This is a genomic window from Microcystis viridis FACHB-1342 (assembly GCF_014698335.1).
Taxonomy (GTDB): Bacteria; Cyanobacteriota; Cyanobacteriia; order Cyanobacteriales; family Microcystaceae; genus Microcystis; species Microcystis ichthyoblabe_A.
The window spans coordinates 16,593-29,286 of record NZ_JACJSV010000060.1 but is presented as its reverse complement, the minus strand read 5'-3'; the positions used below and the strand labels follow the sequence as shown (position 1 = coordinate 29,286).

The 12,694-nt window shown below is 44.6% G+C and carries 15 protein-coding genes; 3 read left to right on the top strand and 12 right to left on the bottom strand.

What is annotated here, in order from left to right; all coding sequences use genetic code 11:
- Positions 1 to 104: 104 nt before the first annotated feature.
- Together H6G40_RS17520 and H6G40_RS17515 are read right to left on the bottom strand one after the other, a co-directional pair.
- Positions 105 to 869 (bottom strand): ABC transporter ATP-binding protein, encoded by a 765-nt coding sequence (locus tag H6G40_RS17520; RefSeq protein ID WP_069475448.1) that lies wholly within the window; start codon positions 867 to 869, stop codon positions 105 to 107.
- A gap of 256 nt (positions 870 to 1,125) precedes the next feature.
- Positions 1,126 to 1,938 carry an inositol monophosphatase family protein gene (locus H6G40_RS17515; protein ID WP_069475447.1) on the bottom strand — a complete coding sequence of 271 codons (813 nt, stop codon included), beginning with the start codon at positions 1,936 to 1,938 and terminating at the stop codon, positions 1,126 to 1,128.
- Between the two features lie 61 nt (positions 1,939 to 1,999).
- Here H6G40_RS17515 and scpB point away from each other — a divergent pair, with 61 nt between their 5' ends.
- Together scpB and H6G40_RS17505 are read left to right on the top strand one after the other, a co-directional pair.
- Positions 2,000 to 2,518, top strand: coding sequence for an SMC-Scp complex subunit ScpB (gene scpB, locus H6G40_RS17510; protein ID WP_002737651.1), 519 nt, complete (start codon positions 2,000 to 2,002; stop codon positions 2,516 to 2,518).
- A gap of 136 nt (positions 2,519 to 2,654) precedes the next feature.
- Positions 2,655 to 3,005 (top strand): DUF760 domain-containing protein, encoded by a 351-nt coding sequence (locus H6G40_RS17505; RefSeq protein WP_069475462.1) that lies wholly within the window; start codon positions 2,655 to 2,657, stop codon positions 3,003 to 3,005.
- A 292-nt stretch (positions 3,006 to 3,297) separates the two neighbouring features.
- Here the strand turns inward: H6G40_RS17505 and H6G40_RS17500 are convergent, their stop codons facing one another.
- From H6G40_RS17500 to ldpA, 9 genes are all read right to left on the bottom strand, one after another.
- Entirely contained in the window at positions 3,298 to 4,161 is an 864-nt protein-coding gene (locus tag H6G40_RS17500) for an NAD(P)-dependent oxidoreductase (protein WP_190538065.1), read from the bottom strand.
- A 26-nt stretch (positions 4,162 to 4,187) separates the two neighbouring features.
- Positions 4,188 to 4,847 carry a class I SAM-dependent methyltransferase gene (locus H6G40_RS17495; protein ID WP_184891202.1) on the bottom strand — a complete coding sequence of 220 codons (660 nt, stop codon included), beginning with the start codon at positions 4,845 to 4,847 and terminating at the stop codon, positions 4,188 to 4,190.
- 13 nt (positions 4,848 to 4,860) lie between these two features.
- Entirely contained in the window at positions 4,861 to 5,718 is an 858-nt protein-coding gene (locus H6G40_RS17490) for a DUF6671 family protein (protein ID WP_190538063.1), read from the bottom strand.
- Between the two features lie 187 nt (positions 5,719 to 5,905).
- Positions 5,906 to 6,763 (bottom strand): S1 RNA-binding domain-containing protein, encoded by an 858-nt coding sequence (locus H6G40_RS17485; RefSeq protein ID WP_002737055.1) that lies wholly within the window; start codon positions 6,761 to 6,763, stop codon positions 5,906 to 5,908.
- A 96-nt stretch (positions 6,764 to 6,859) separates the two neighbouring features.
- Entirely contained in the window at positions 6,860 to 7,594 is a 735-nt protein-coding gene (locus H6G40_RS17480; protein ID WP_103112740.1) for a dienelactone hydrolase family protein, read from the bottom strand.
- Between the two features lie 52 nt (positions 7,595 to 7,646).
- The gene (locus H6G40_RS17475) at positions 7,647 to 8,462 is read right to left on the bottom strand and encodes a Cof-type HAD-IIB family hydrolase (protein WP_103112739.1); all 816 of its coding nucleotides are present in this window, start codon (positions 8,460 to 8,462) and stop codon (positions 7,647 to 7,649) included.
- A gap of 82 nt (positions 8,463 to 8,544) precedes the next feature.
- Positions 8,545 to 8,784, bottom strand: coding sequence for a hypothetical protein (locus H6G40_RS17470; RefSeq protein ID WP_002736443.1), 240 nt, complete (start codon positions 8,782 to 8,784; stop codon positions 8,545 to 8,547).
- An 11-nt stretch (positions 8,785 to 8,795) separates the two neighbouring features.
- Positions 8,796 to 10,607 (bottom strand): R3H domain-containing nucleic acid-binding protein, encoded by a 1,812-nt coding sequence (locus H6G40_RS17465; protein ID WP_069475443.1) that lies wholly within the window; start codon positions 10,605 to 10,607, stop codon positions 8,796 to 8,798.
- 51 nt (positions 10,608 to 10,658) lie between these two features.
- Positions 10,659 to 11,660: a circadian clock protein LdpA gene (gene ldpA / locus H6G40_RS17460; protein WP_190538061.1), complete on the bottom strand. Its 1,002-nt coding sequence runs from the start codon at positions 11,658 to 11,660 to the stop codon at positions 10,659 to 10,661.
- Between the two features lie 363 nt (positions 11,661 to 12,023).
- Here ldpA and H6G40_RS17455 point away from each other — a divergent pair, with 363 nt between their 5' ends.
- Positions 12,024 to 12,335, top strand: a complete 312-nt coding sequence (locus H6G40_RS17455; protein ID WP_002737935.1) for a DUF4164 family protein — start codon at positions 12,024 to 12,026, stop codon at positions 12,333 to 12,335.
- 105 nt (positions 12,336 to 12,440) lie between these two features.
- Here the strand turns inward: H6G40_RS17455 and H6G40_RS17450 are convergent, their stop codons facing one another.
- A complete protein-coding gene (locus H6G40_RS17450) occupies positions 12,441 to 12,662 on the bottom strand; it encodes a hypothetical protein (protein ID WP_002736250.1) in 222 nt (73 codons plus the stop codon).
- Between the last annotated feature and the right edge of the window lie 32 nt (positions 12,663 to 12,694).

Sequence of the window (12,694 nt, the reverse complement as noted above, 5' to 3'; positions counted from 1 at the left end):
ATACTAAAATTAAATTGGCAACTATAGATTAGAGTTATTCTTAGTCGTGCTTCGCTGTTCTATGCTGGCGGAACTTTTCATCTCCGAGGTGAAACCGAGAGCCTTCAAGCCGACATTATAGGTAAATCCGTCGGTGCGAGATTAGGATAAACCACTTCACCATCCTTAAACCAAATAATGCGCTGAGAGTGACGCGCCACATCAGCCTCGTGAGTTACCATGACGATAGTAATGCCACTGTTATTCAATTCCGAGAAAATAGCCATCACCTCTTGGGTAGTTTTCGAGTCTAGCGCCCCCGTCGGTTCATCAGCAAGTAATAATATGGGTTGATTGACAATTGCCCTAGCAATAGCAACGCGCTGCTGTTGTCCCCCCGATAATTGATTGGGTTTATTGTGCAGTCGATTATCCAATTTCACCCTCGTTAAAGCAGCAATCGCTCTTTCCTTTCTTTCTTGGGGAGGAACCCCACCATAAATCATCGGTAACATGACATTTTCTAGCGCACTCATCTGGGGTAAAAGATGGAATTGCTGGAAAACAAAGCCGATTTTGCGATTGCGAATCTGAGCTAAATCCCCATCCGGCAGCGTGGAAACGTCCAGATTTTCTAGATAATAAGACCCCGAGGTGGGACGATCAAGACAGCCGATAATATTCATGGCTGTGGATTTTCCCGAACCTGAAGCCCCCATAATAGCGCAATATTCCCCTTTTTTTAGGCTTAAATTGATGTTATTGAGGGCTTTAACTATGGTTTCGCCACTGCCGTAGATTTTAGACACATTTTCGAGGCGAATAATTACCGGCTGATAGACTTCGGCTTTATCGTTGCGTTCGCTGAGAGAGGAAGTATCAAAACTCATGAAATAAATTCGTGGGGGCAGGGTGTGGGGTGTAGGGTGTGGAGTGTAGGGTTTTACCGATTTTCAGGGGGTCAATTACCTAATTTTCAGGCAAAAAGTGCCTAAATTTCCCCCCTGATCACTCCAAGGGCTGGCAGTTTTTGATTTCAAACAAGCTTAAAGATATTATCCAACAAGGTTTTTAGATTTATTCAGCAAGCCCTAAATAGAGATAAAACCAATAAATGCAGCTATTCTAACCTGAGCAATTCTCCATTCAAGCAACATCCTTGAGAAAACCGACTAAAGGCAAGAAAACTGGCGCTAAATTCGATCGAGCCACGGCTAAACAGGGATAGGATCGATCGCTATAATTTTCCCCCACCTGTAAGGGAAAAATCTTTTCTCCTAAAGAGATAAATACCCCGCCGGCGGCCTGTAGAATTGCCCAAACCGCAGCAATATCCCAGACTTTCGGGGTTGCTTCCACTCCTCCCAAGACAGTGCCATCGGCAACCAAAAGCAGATTATAACTAGCCACTCCTATCATCCGCACTTTGCAGGGAAAGGGGTTTTTAAATACACCTGTACTACGAGCGCAGAGATTAAACAGATGATTTTTGCTGGGAAAATCGTCACTGGTGTGAATCGGTTGACCGTTGCAGTAGGCCCCCTCTGGACCGGTTAAACCCGTCTCACCGTACCAATAACCATAATAGGACTGTTTCAGGCAGGGGAGATAAACAAATCCGAACACGGGAGTCCCCCGGTAGAGAAGTCCTAGGGAAATGCCCCAGATGGGAATACCGCGAGTAAAATTAGTCGTGCCGTCGATTGGATCCACTACCCAACACCATTCTTGATCCGGGAAAATATGGGTAGTTTCCTCGGTTAAGACTCCATGATCCTGGAAAGTGCGGGCAATTAATGATCGCAATTCGCCATCGGACCAACGGTCGGCAGCCGTCACTAAAGTCCCATCTGCTTTATTGGTGGCCTGTAATTTGCCAAAATCAGCTACTAGGCGATCGCCCACCTGCTCGGTAGCCTGATAACAAAAGTCTAAAACCTGACTCCAAAAAGTTTCCATAATTTTCTCGTTCGTTTTCTAGTAGAATATTAGCTTAGTGTCTAAACTTAGGTAGTCGAGATTGAGCGCGGAAGCCCACCAAGAGATCAGACTAGCTACCCGTCTAGAAGCGATACTTTACCTAAAAGGGCAGCCTGTCCCCTTAACCGAGATGGTGACATTAACCAACAGCGATCGCTTGACGGTGGAAGATGCTATGATCGAGTTAATGTCCGATTATGCCCACCGGGATAGTGCCTTGGAAGTGGTAGAAACCCCCCTCGGTTATAGTTTACAATTGCGGTCAGCTTATCAGAATTTGATCGAAGACCTGATCCCGGCCGAATTAGGCACAGGAACCCTCCGTACTTTAGCAGCGATCGCACTGAAAGAACCGATTTTGCAAGCGGATTTAATTAATTTGCGGGGCAGTACGGCCTATCAACAGGTTCAGGACTTGGTAGAACGAGGATTTGTGAGAAAACGCAAGCAAAATGAAGGTAGATCCTATTGGTTAGAAGTAACCGATAAATTTCATCAATATTTCGAGGTTGACAATCTTAGGGAACAGGGTATTCTAGAAGCTACCGATCAGGAATAAGGAGGGAGAGGGTATATTAAGGGTAAATATTTCTGATCACTGAGCTAAACTTGAAGAAGATAGGGGGGACTTCGGGCAATCAAGAAGAGCGATTTGTTAACCTAGATCCAATAACCACTACAGCGTGGAAGTTCTGATGACTTTTAATCCTGATTTTTTTCCCTGGGAAACCGAAGAACAAAATGATAACTGTCTGATGCAGTATCTCCAGCAGCAGCATCCTGAAACCCTTGACAGAATAGCCCAATCCGTCAGTAGCGAAATTAAAGATATTATCTCGCAAAACGTCAGGGGATTGGTGGGAATGTTGCCCTCAGAGGATTTTGCGGTACAAATTACCACTGACCGCGAGAATTTGGCGAATCTTCTCGCTTCAGCGATGATGACAGGTTATTTCCTCGGTCAAGTGGAGAAGCGCCATCATTTAGAATCAATTTTGTTAGCTACAGAATCAATTAAATTGGGCAAAAAACCAAAAATAGATTAATCCTCACCCCAAAAAGATAGAGACACTTTCATCGGTGTCTCTATCAGTTTTTAACCCCCTTTGGCAAAACTCACCATCACCAAAATCGAGAGCAGGATACCGGGGACAAGTAAACCCGCTAATAATCCAAATTCAGTCAACGTCATAGGAAAATATGCCCAAAATTCCATCACTTCCCACTCTAACCCCCTCTTCTGTCCACCTCAACAAAGCTTAAGGAAAATTTAAAGCCTTTTATCGGTTTTTCTTCCTACACAAACCAAAGAGAGTCTTTTTGATGTGGGTAAGCGGTTTATAATTCTTTTTTCAGCGCCTCATATAAAGCTGAATAATCTTCCTCTGCTAATCCCATTGCTAAAGCTTTTTCCAGAAGACGCTCTACTCCTGTTAGGGGAAAAGTGGTTAAATCTAACTTCTCCGATTCCTCTAAAAAGAGATTGACATCTTTGAGTAAATGTTTAGTGGGAAAGTTAGGGTTAGCATAATTTTTCTCTAACATTCTGGTTAATTTTTTGTCAAAAGTAGGCGCATATAAGGCACTTTGACGCAGGATAGTCATGAATTTTTCTAGATCTACTCCTTGCTGGGATAAAAAAGCTAAACTCAAAGCAAAAGCACTGGTTAGAGTGGCAATTAATTGATTTAAAGCTAATTTTAATGCCGCAGCGGTTCCCACTTCCCCGATTAACATCGGTTCTTGACCAAAATGTGCTAATAAATTTGACCATTGATGGAACTGTTTCTCCGTTGCTCCCACCATAACTAAGAGAGTCCCCTTTTTAGCTTCGGGAATACTTCCTAACACGGGTGCTTCTAGATATTCTCCCCCTTTAGCCACAATTTGATCTCGCAGTTGTTTACTTTCAGAAGGGGCAATGGTTCCCATCTGGATAATAGTCCGATTATTGAAGTTAGATTGATCGTAATTTAATCCTAAAACCTCTTGGATAGCGGCGGCATTAGTTAACATTAAAATCAGACAATCTGCCTCTTGAATGACTTGTTCAGGAGAGTTAACTGTTTTGGCTCCCAACTGCTGTAAAGGTGCTAATTTTTCTAAGGTGCGATTATAGGCAATAACAGAAATTTTCTGATTTAATAATCTTTCTACCATTGGCGTTCCCATTAATCCTGTTCCCAAAAATCCAACTTTCATAACTCAATTTTTCCCTGATTTAGTGATTAGTTTTTACTGGTTTTTATGGCTGTCCAATGACGATTAGAAGACTGATAAATTTTAACATTTTTTAATCCCGACTGCTGGATTAAATCGGCGATTTCTGCTAGGGTAAAAGCTGCATGGAGAGAATCTTTAAATAGCTGCGCTTGTCGGGGAGAAAAATTAGGATCGATTTCCCTCACCATCCCCTGGATTATTTCCTCGGAATCGGGACGGAATAAATCTCTTAAAAAAATGCCGCCATTCGGTTTTAAAACTCGCTTAATTTCGCGTAAAAAAGGCAGAGGATTTTCGAGATGATGGATTAAACTATTAGAAATAACTAAATCAAATTGCTCGGATTGGTAGGGAAGATTTTTTCCATCAACTTTCTCCAATTTGATCTGTTCTTGACAGTTAGCATTAAGGATATTTTTTTGACCAATTTCTAACATAGAATCGGCCAGATCAATAGCGATAATTTGCCATTGGGGACGTAGTTGACTGAGTATAATCGGAATGCGTGCAGTACCAGTTCCTACATCTAAGACCCTAGCATTAATACCGGCTAATTGTACGGCTTCTTTGGCGAAATTAGTATTAACTTCCGTGAAGTCCATGGCATCATATTCGATCGCTTCTTCCCGATCATCCATTACTTCTGGTTCTAAAATTCTTTCCATAGAAAAGCTATCTTTAGGGATTACAATATTCACAATACATCGGATCGGCGGTTTTTTCACCATTGGGAAAGAGTTTTTCCTCTCGATAATCACACCTTTGACAACCGTATAGTTCCAGTTTAATTAAAGAGGTGGGAAAGTGACATAAACCACAGGGTAAACCCGATGTTCTTTCGATAATATCAAACCCCGGACAACCACAATTAGGGCATAATTGATTAAGTTTTTGAACAAGATTTGCTGTCGCAGCTGCAATTGCTTTCATCCGCGTGGGATTGTGCATAGCGCGCATATCGGTTTCTAGGTGTACTTTGCCGTTTTTGTCAAGAATATCTTCAACAATTTTAACGAAATTTTTCTGGTCAGTAATTCCCTTAAAAATATGCTCAGAGTCGAGAGAATTTTTATCAAACATCACCACTAAACCATGACTAGGAAAGCCAATTTTTTCGGCAAATTCTAAAGCAGCTGCTAGATTAGTGACAGTTTGGTGAGCGTGATTAGTTTCCGTGACTATTGCTTGACCAATTATTTCTAGATTATGGACTCGATCGAGCAATAAAATCAATTCACGATTACAGGAAACTAACGGCAAGTTAGGATAGGGATAAAAACTACCCTCACTAGCAATTCCGATATCGTATCCCGAAAGCTCGATCGCTTGTTGTGCCTTCCTGCGAGCGGTTTCAATTTGTGTCCCGATGCGCTTAATATCCCGGGTAAAAGTGCCAAAGCGATCGGTATCAAAATTATCGGGTACAATCACCTTAAGACCTATTTCTTGCGCTAAAATCGGTGCAATCACCCGCTCTTTTCTGTGCATAGTCCCTAAAATTGCTATCCGATCTTGAAACATCTTTTCTTGAAACATCTTGATCAAGGAAAAAGTAAAAAACAGCAATCAGCGAAAAGAAAACGGCAATTTCCTACTTAAGACTGTCCACTTAAAACTCACATCTGATAACTGATAACTGATAACTGATAACTGATGGTGGGTTACGGCGAATACTAAATAGGTGGTAAAGTATCTAAATTATTGTCGCCTAACCCACCCTACACTAAGTTTCTGGGGTTTTTCCCTGAGCTTGTTTTAATCTTTCTGCTGCTGTTTCCATGACTTCTGCAAAGTTTTCGAGAATTTCGCCGGGGTGTGCTTCGAGGATTTTTGTGGATAGGGAAATGCGGTTTTTATATTCGTCAATTTCCGCGACTACCACTTGAATTGCTTGACCAACTTTAAAGAAAGTCATGGGAGAATTAAAAGAGGCTCCTGTCACCTGTTTAGCATGGAGTAATCCCGTCACTCCACCGCAATCGACAAAGACACCGTAGGGTTGTAATTTAACCACAGTGCCACTTAATAATTTACCCACAGCTAATTGACTGATAGCGTTAGCGCGAGCAATTTCTCGCTGAGATAAAACTAATTTATTATTTTCTTGATCGATTTGAATAAAAGTTGCGGTTAAAAGTTGTCCGATCAGGGAATCTAAATCATTTTTTTCGATTAAATGGGAGCGAGGGATAAATCCTTTTAATCCTTCCACTTCTCCCGTCACTCCCCCCTTATTCACCCCCGTGACGCGCAGCTGTACCGACTTGCCACTTTCAGAGATTTCCCTGACATTTTCCCAAGCTTTTTGTAGTAATAATTGCCGCAGAGACAGGGTAACTTGTCCTTCCGCGTCCTGTCCACGGGTAATCAGAAAATCGAATTCTGCACCTATGGGTAAAGCTTCAGCAATAGAAATAACATTTTCGAGGGAAATTTCCCTTAAAGGAATAAAAGCGGAGGATTTGCCGCCAATATCGATGAATGCTCCATCGGAGGTGTGTTGATCGACTCTCCCGCGCACGATTTGCCCTTTTTCAAATTGATAATCGTATTGATCAAGAGCTTTGGCAAAATCGTCCATGGAAAAGGCTGGGTTCGGTGTCATGATAAATAGAATAGTTACAAGTATGATTTCGAGCTGCTTCCAGTGTAAGCTGAAGCTTGAGGAGTCAGACCATTAAGATTTAAGAAGGCTAAATAACTCTAGCACATGACCCCAGGCAGATTTGGCCGCCTTAGCATTATAACTAGCCCTTTGGTCGCAGAAAAAGCCATGGTCGGCGTTTTCATAGCGGAAAACTCGATGGGGGATTTGATAACGGGTTAATGCGTTTTCTATCTCATCCACTTGCTTTTGAGGAATACTGGTATCTAACATCCCGAAAAATGCGTAGATTGTCCCCTTGATTTGGGGAGTCACCTTCACTGTCCCTTGACCACCCCCAGGGGTTCCCGTGGTGATTCCTGCACCGTAAAAAGAGGCAGTAACTTTGATATCCTCTAGAGTGGAGACAAGATAAACCACATGACCACCAAAACAAAAACCGATCGTGCCGACACCGGTTTTTTGCACCTGTGGCAAACTATAAAGATAATCGATGGTGGCTTGGATATCGCTGATTAATTCGGCTGCTTTGGTTTGTTCCTTGTACTGACGACCGATTTCGATATCTGCCATACTGTACCCCGTTTCAAAACCAGGAGCAAATCGCTGATAAATGGCAGGAGCGATCACTATATAGCCTTCTTGGGCAATTCTGCGGGTGACATCTCGAATATGGTCATTTACGCCGAATATTTCCTGAATCACGATAATTGCTGGATAAATTCCCACTCGATCGGGAATGGCTAAATAGGCATCTATGTCAATATCTTTGTTAGAAATCGTAACAGTTTGCGTATTAATAGTCATAATTTTCTCGGTGAAAAGGATGTTGGTTTTCTAGTAAAAAGTCAAATCTTGCTCAAATTAAAACAAACTTTGCCAAGGCCGCAGCCACCCCATTTAAGTCTACACTGGGGGCAACCCAATCGGCTTGATCCTTAACAGCTTGGGGAGCATTACCCATGGCGACACCGACACCCGCATAGGTGAGCATAGAAACATCATTAAAATTATCACCGATCGCCATAACGTTTTTTGGTTGTAATCCTAGGATATCTTCGGCCAAAAATTGGGTGGCGCTTCCCTTGGTGGCCTCAACGTGGGTAACTTCAAAAAAAGTCGGACTCGATTGGGTAAAGTATAAATCTTGATTTTGATAGCGTTGCTGTAAATGCTGCCAAATCTCGGCGATAAATTGCTTATCTTCCCCCATGGCCAGGATTTTAGTGGTTTTGTGGGCGACTTTGCGTAAATCCCCCACTGCTTCGGCAATAATACCCGATCGCTGGCGATAGAATTCCGTTTCCGCGTTTAATTGCCGCACATAAAGCACATCGTCCATATAAAAATTAAGGGAGATTTTCTCCTTCCATTGGGGTTGTTCGAGATAATCCAAAAGATCGATCGCCAAGTCGGGGGAAATAGGGGTATGTCGATGGTGAACTTGGGAAACAGGATCTTGAATCCAAGCGCCATTGTAAGCAATTATAGGTAAAGTGGATTTAAGGCGTTTATGAAAGCGTAAAGCCGAGCGGTACATCCTACCAGTGCCAATAGCGACGGAAATCCCCTTTTTTTGGACGGCCGAGACAGCTTGCACCACGGCCGGATCAACCTGATTGTTATCCCCGGCGATCGTTCCATCCACATCGACAACGATTAAGCGAATATCCACAGTCTTTTCCCATTCAACGGTAACAGTTAATAGTTTGCCACTTCCCCCATCAAAAAGGGTAAATCTTGGTATTCAGCAAGCCCTAGTTAAAACCCGATGGCTCTGGATGGGTAAGATAGGGATAGAGAATTCCCCAAATAACCATCGAGATAGTCGATCTGGCTAGAATTAAACTAGCCAGATCGAGACAGAGCTTAATTCTTTCAGCTAGGGGCATTTTAGCCCGCAATTCCGCCCCCGATTGGGGACGATGGATAATCAGGGAGGCCACCGCACCGATCGCCGCCCCTGTACCGATAATGATGAGGGTGCGTCGCTGCAAATTCCCGATTCCTAAGCTGGATAGATGCGAATACGGCGATTCGGTTCCTCTCCGAAGCTATCGGATTGGAGACGGTAATGTTCCACTAATTCGTGCTGCATTTTCCGCACTTTCGCCGAGCGGGGCAGTAACTCCACCGGTTGGCCGGTAGGGATAACGATTTGTTCCACCGCTAACCGGGCCTCCTCCAAAGCTTCGATCTCGTCATCATTACCGCTGCGGGCAAATAAACGCAGATCCGCACCTTCCTGATTCATCGGGTCATCAATGCCCAAAATCCGCTTTAAACCGCGAGAAATTTGGGGCAGGGTATTGGATTTGATGCCGTGGATGGGAATTTGTCTTACTTTGGCAATTTGCCGCAATTTTGACTGATTTTTAACGTGGGAACGCAGGGCCAGCACCGCGTCGGCCTCCTGTAAATCTTTGGTCAAAACGATCGGCAAATCTAGGGCCTGTACTACCTGCTCGATCGGAGCGCGACTGACTCCGTAGGGATAGACATAAACCGGCCAATCTTCGCCATTGGGACCGGGTACGCGGACTTTTTCCGTTTCCGGTTCCTCCTGTAGCCAAGATTGTTCGAGGAGGCGATCAAAATCGTTTTCCCGGTTGAGAGGGCCCGCAGGGAAACGGGCCACGGGAGTCATCCGGCCATCGGCCCGCCATCCCTTGGGTTTATCCATTTCTGGCAGATAATTGCCGCGCAAAGGGGTGAGGTTTTCCGGTTTTGGTTCTTCCTGAGCGACCTGTATTTTTCCCTCCTCATCTACCCAACGGATTTGGGCAATTGCTTCCCGTCCCCGCAGCAGTTGGTCGATAGTGGTGGATACGTCCTCGTGGATGACCCAGCGCTGACGTTCCAACATTTCGATGGCAATATCAAAGGTGGGGGGTGCTTTGCGTTCTAAAACGGTCTTCTGAGAACCCCGGCGGCGTGCTTCTTCGTCTCCGAGAGTTACTGCCTGAATTCCCCCGACTAAATCCGATAAAGTCGGGTTTTTAATTAAATTTTCCAGTTGATTGCCGTGGGCCGTTCCCACTAACTGCACCCCGCGTTCGGCGATCGTGCGAGCAGCCAGAGCTTCTAATTCCGTACCGATCTCATCAATCACGATTACCTCTGGCATATGGTTTTCCACTGCTTCGATCATGACCTGATGCTGCAATTCCGGACGGGACACCTGCATCCGACGAGCGCGACCGATGGCCGGATGGGGAATATCTCCATCTCCGGCGATTTCGTTGGAGGTGTCGATAATTACTACCCGTTTGTTAAGATCGTCGGCTAAAACTCGGGCTATTTCCCGGAGAGCGGTGGTTTTTCCTACCCCCGGACGACCGAGCAGCAGCAGGGATTTTCCTGTTTCCACTAGGTCGTTAATCAGGGTGATCGTACCAAAAACAGCCCGACCGATACGACAGGTTAAACCGATAATTTCCCCGTCTCGATTGCGAATGGCACTGATCCGGTGCAGGGTGCGTTCAATCCCAGCGCGATTATCGCCGCTAAAACTGCCCACCCTGGCGATCGAATACTGGATTTCTTCTTTTGAGATCGGTTCGTCTCCCAGATCGATCGCCCCATCGGGAAAACGCGCTTCTGGTATGCGTCCCAAATCCATAACTACTTCGATTAGTTGATGCTGCCGCGGGTGTTCCTCGATTTTGCCGCGAATCCGAGCCGGTAGAATTGCCAAGAGTTTGTTTAAATCGTCGGTCACTGGCATCCGAGAGGAGGGTAGGGTTTCTGGCATTAATAGTAAAGGGTTTTGGCGATAATTGGCCGTTTTTATTTCCAAGATTTTCTTGGGGTCTAACACATTTATGGGTTAGTTGTCAATTAAAAAAATATTATAGTTTTTTGACCAAGGCTAGGCTTTTAATTGAGCAACCACCATAGAAGCGGCTTTAAGGGCTTCTTGGTAAGATTGGGGGTCATTTTCAAGGTTAAGCTGGTCTAAATGCTCTAAAATTGGCAAAATCAATGAACGGGCGTAACTTCCATAGGCAATACCAGCGATTTTTTTTCTCAGTCCCAGTTGCTGTAATTTGGTCACGGTGTGGTCATTGGTTCCCCCGGCTAACTGCACAAATCCGGCTAGATTGCTGGAAAGGACTTTTTTGGCCATATTAATGGCCGGGTGGGTGGTTCCTTTGCCGATATCGCCGCTCATCGGTCGGCCGTCCGTCTGCCAAATCAGAGGACAGCTTAGGGGTGAAATGGTTTCTCGCAGATAGTGGAGGTGATCAATGATATATTCATCATCTTGGCAACTTATGGCCAGGATTTTTAGGTTTTTAGTTAAAGGTGCGATCGCTTGCCAGAGTCGAGCAAATTCCTCTCCATGACCGACTTGGGTATGAATTTCGATCGCATCTACTCCCATTTCGATAATTAAGGGGATAATTTCTGCGGGTTGACAGACACGGGATCTTGTCTCGATTATTTGCGGGGGACAAACGGGTAAACAGCGACCGCAACCATAACAGCGCTGTTCAATCACTCCCCCCCCATCAATAGCATAAGCGGGACAGATTTTTTCGCAGGGACGGGGACAATCGACCGGACAGAGTTGCGGGTTAAAGACAGCTTTGCGAAAGTGGGGATCTTCACCGTCATTGAGACTGACCATTAACCAAGGTCGTCGATTTGGGGAGAATCCGGCGATTTTTTCCGCCGTTTCGATGCCTTCCTTGGCCGCAAGGATCACGGCTCGATCGGCAGCCACATCAATACAATCGGCCCCGGCGATAGTATAGGCCAAGGCGAGGTTGCGAATCGTGGGCAAATCTTGGTAACTAGCTCCACAGATGAGCTTGAACCAGTGACCCGCAACTAGGGACTGTAAGGGAGAGGGGTTTTTATCTAGCACTTTTTTATCCTATCGCGCCCAGCCCCTAAATGTCAGCCCTGTGCTGCTCTGATTCTGACTAAAGAATGATTATTAATTCTTTTTGGACGCACTAAGTCAGAAACGGTAAGTAAAACCGATTTATTCAACAACGTCAATCCCTTAACTGCTCACTTGCACAACTAGCTAGAGCGATCGCACCATGCCAAAACCACTGATACTAAATCCAGTTATTAAAAACTGATTATCTATTCCCTGTTTTGCCCCTTGCCTTTTGCCTGTCCTGATATGTATCCTATACTCAACGGATTTAGTATGACATCATATCTAGGTATCCCCAATCTCACCAGCGATCGCAATTAAAAGAAATATAGGAGACAGAAAATGGCTAACGAAACCGTTACCTATTCCCTAGAAGCTGTTCTGACAAGGATCGAGGGGAAAATAGACTCCCTACAAAGAGATGTCAATCAAAAATTCGACAAAATCGATGAACGGTTAACCAAAGTAGAAATAGGACAATCGGAGATCAGAGGGGACATTAAAGCTTTAGATGAGCGACTAACTACGGAAATTAAAGGACTAACGACACGGGTTGCTTATCAGGAATTTACCAACCGGGGGATTTTTATCGCCCTAGTTGTCGCCATTTTAGGAGGGGCTGCTAAACTTTTTGGTTTTTTTCCCAATCCCTGACAGCGATCGCCATCGGTTAGGCCGAGGTTGACACTAAAGACCTAAACCAAGTTCTAAAATCCAGTTGATTCTTTTTGGACGAATGCCATCGGCCTCTACATTCAACTATAAACCCAAACGCTGCTTTTGACGGGCTTTATAGGAAGCTAACAGCCAAATAGAGCCAGAAATCAAAGAAGGAGCAAGGACAAAAAAAGTGGCCATGGTTACGGGATGTTCCCGGGCCCAGACCCAATAAATCATCACGGCAAAAATCAAGCCACAGTAAGCTAGTCCGAGAAAGGGAATGCCAATGACTAAAATGGCGAATCGAGTATCTTTATCCATAAAATATCGTGATGGCAGCGAAAATTTGGCTG

Coding starts and splice junctions, on each gene's coding strand:
- H6G40_RS17520 (WP_069475448.1), bottom strand. CDS start 869: ATGAGTTTTGATACTTCCTCTCTCAGCGAACGCAACGATAAAGCCGAA.
- H6G40_RS17515 (WP_069475447.1), bottom strand. CDS start 1,938: ATGGAAACTTTTTGGAGTCAGGTTTTAGACTTTTGTTATCAGGCTACC.
- H6G40_RS17505 (WP_069475462.1), top strand. CDS start 2,655: ATGACTTTTAATCCTGATTTTTTTCCCTGGGAAACCGAAGAACAAAAT.
- H6G40_RS17500 (WP_190538065.1), bottom strand. CDS start 4,161: ATGAAAGTTGGATTTTTGGGAACAGGATTAATGGGAACGCCAATGGTA.
- H6G40_RS17495 (WP_184891202.1), bottom strand. CDS start 4,847: ATGGAAAGAATTTTAGAACCAGAAGTAATGGATGATCGGGAAGAAGCG.
- H6G40_RS17490 (WP_190538063.1), bottom strand. CDS start 5,718: ATGTTTCAAGAAAAGATGTTTCAAGATCGGATAGCAATTTTAGGGACT.
- H6G40_RS17485 (WP_002737055.1), bottom strand. CDS start 6,763: ATGGACGATTTTGCCAAAGCTCTTGATCAATACGATTATCAATTTGAA.
- H6G40_RS17480 (WP_103112740.1), bottom strand. CDS start 7,594: ATGACTATTAATACGCAAACTGTTACGATTTCTAACAAAGATATTGAC.
- H6G40_RS17455 (WP_002737935.1), top strand. CDS start 12,024: ATGGCTAACGAAACCGTTACCTATTCCCTAGAAGCTGTTCTGACAAGG.
- H6G40_RS17450 (WP_002736250.1), bottom strand. CDS start 12,662: ATGGATAAAGATACTCGATTCGCCATTTTAGTCATTGGCATTCCCTTT.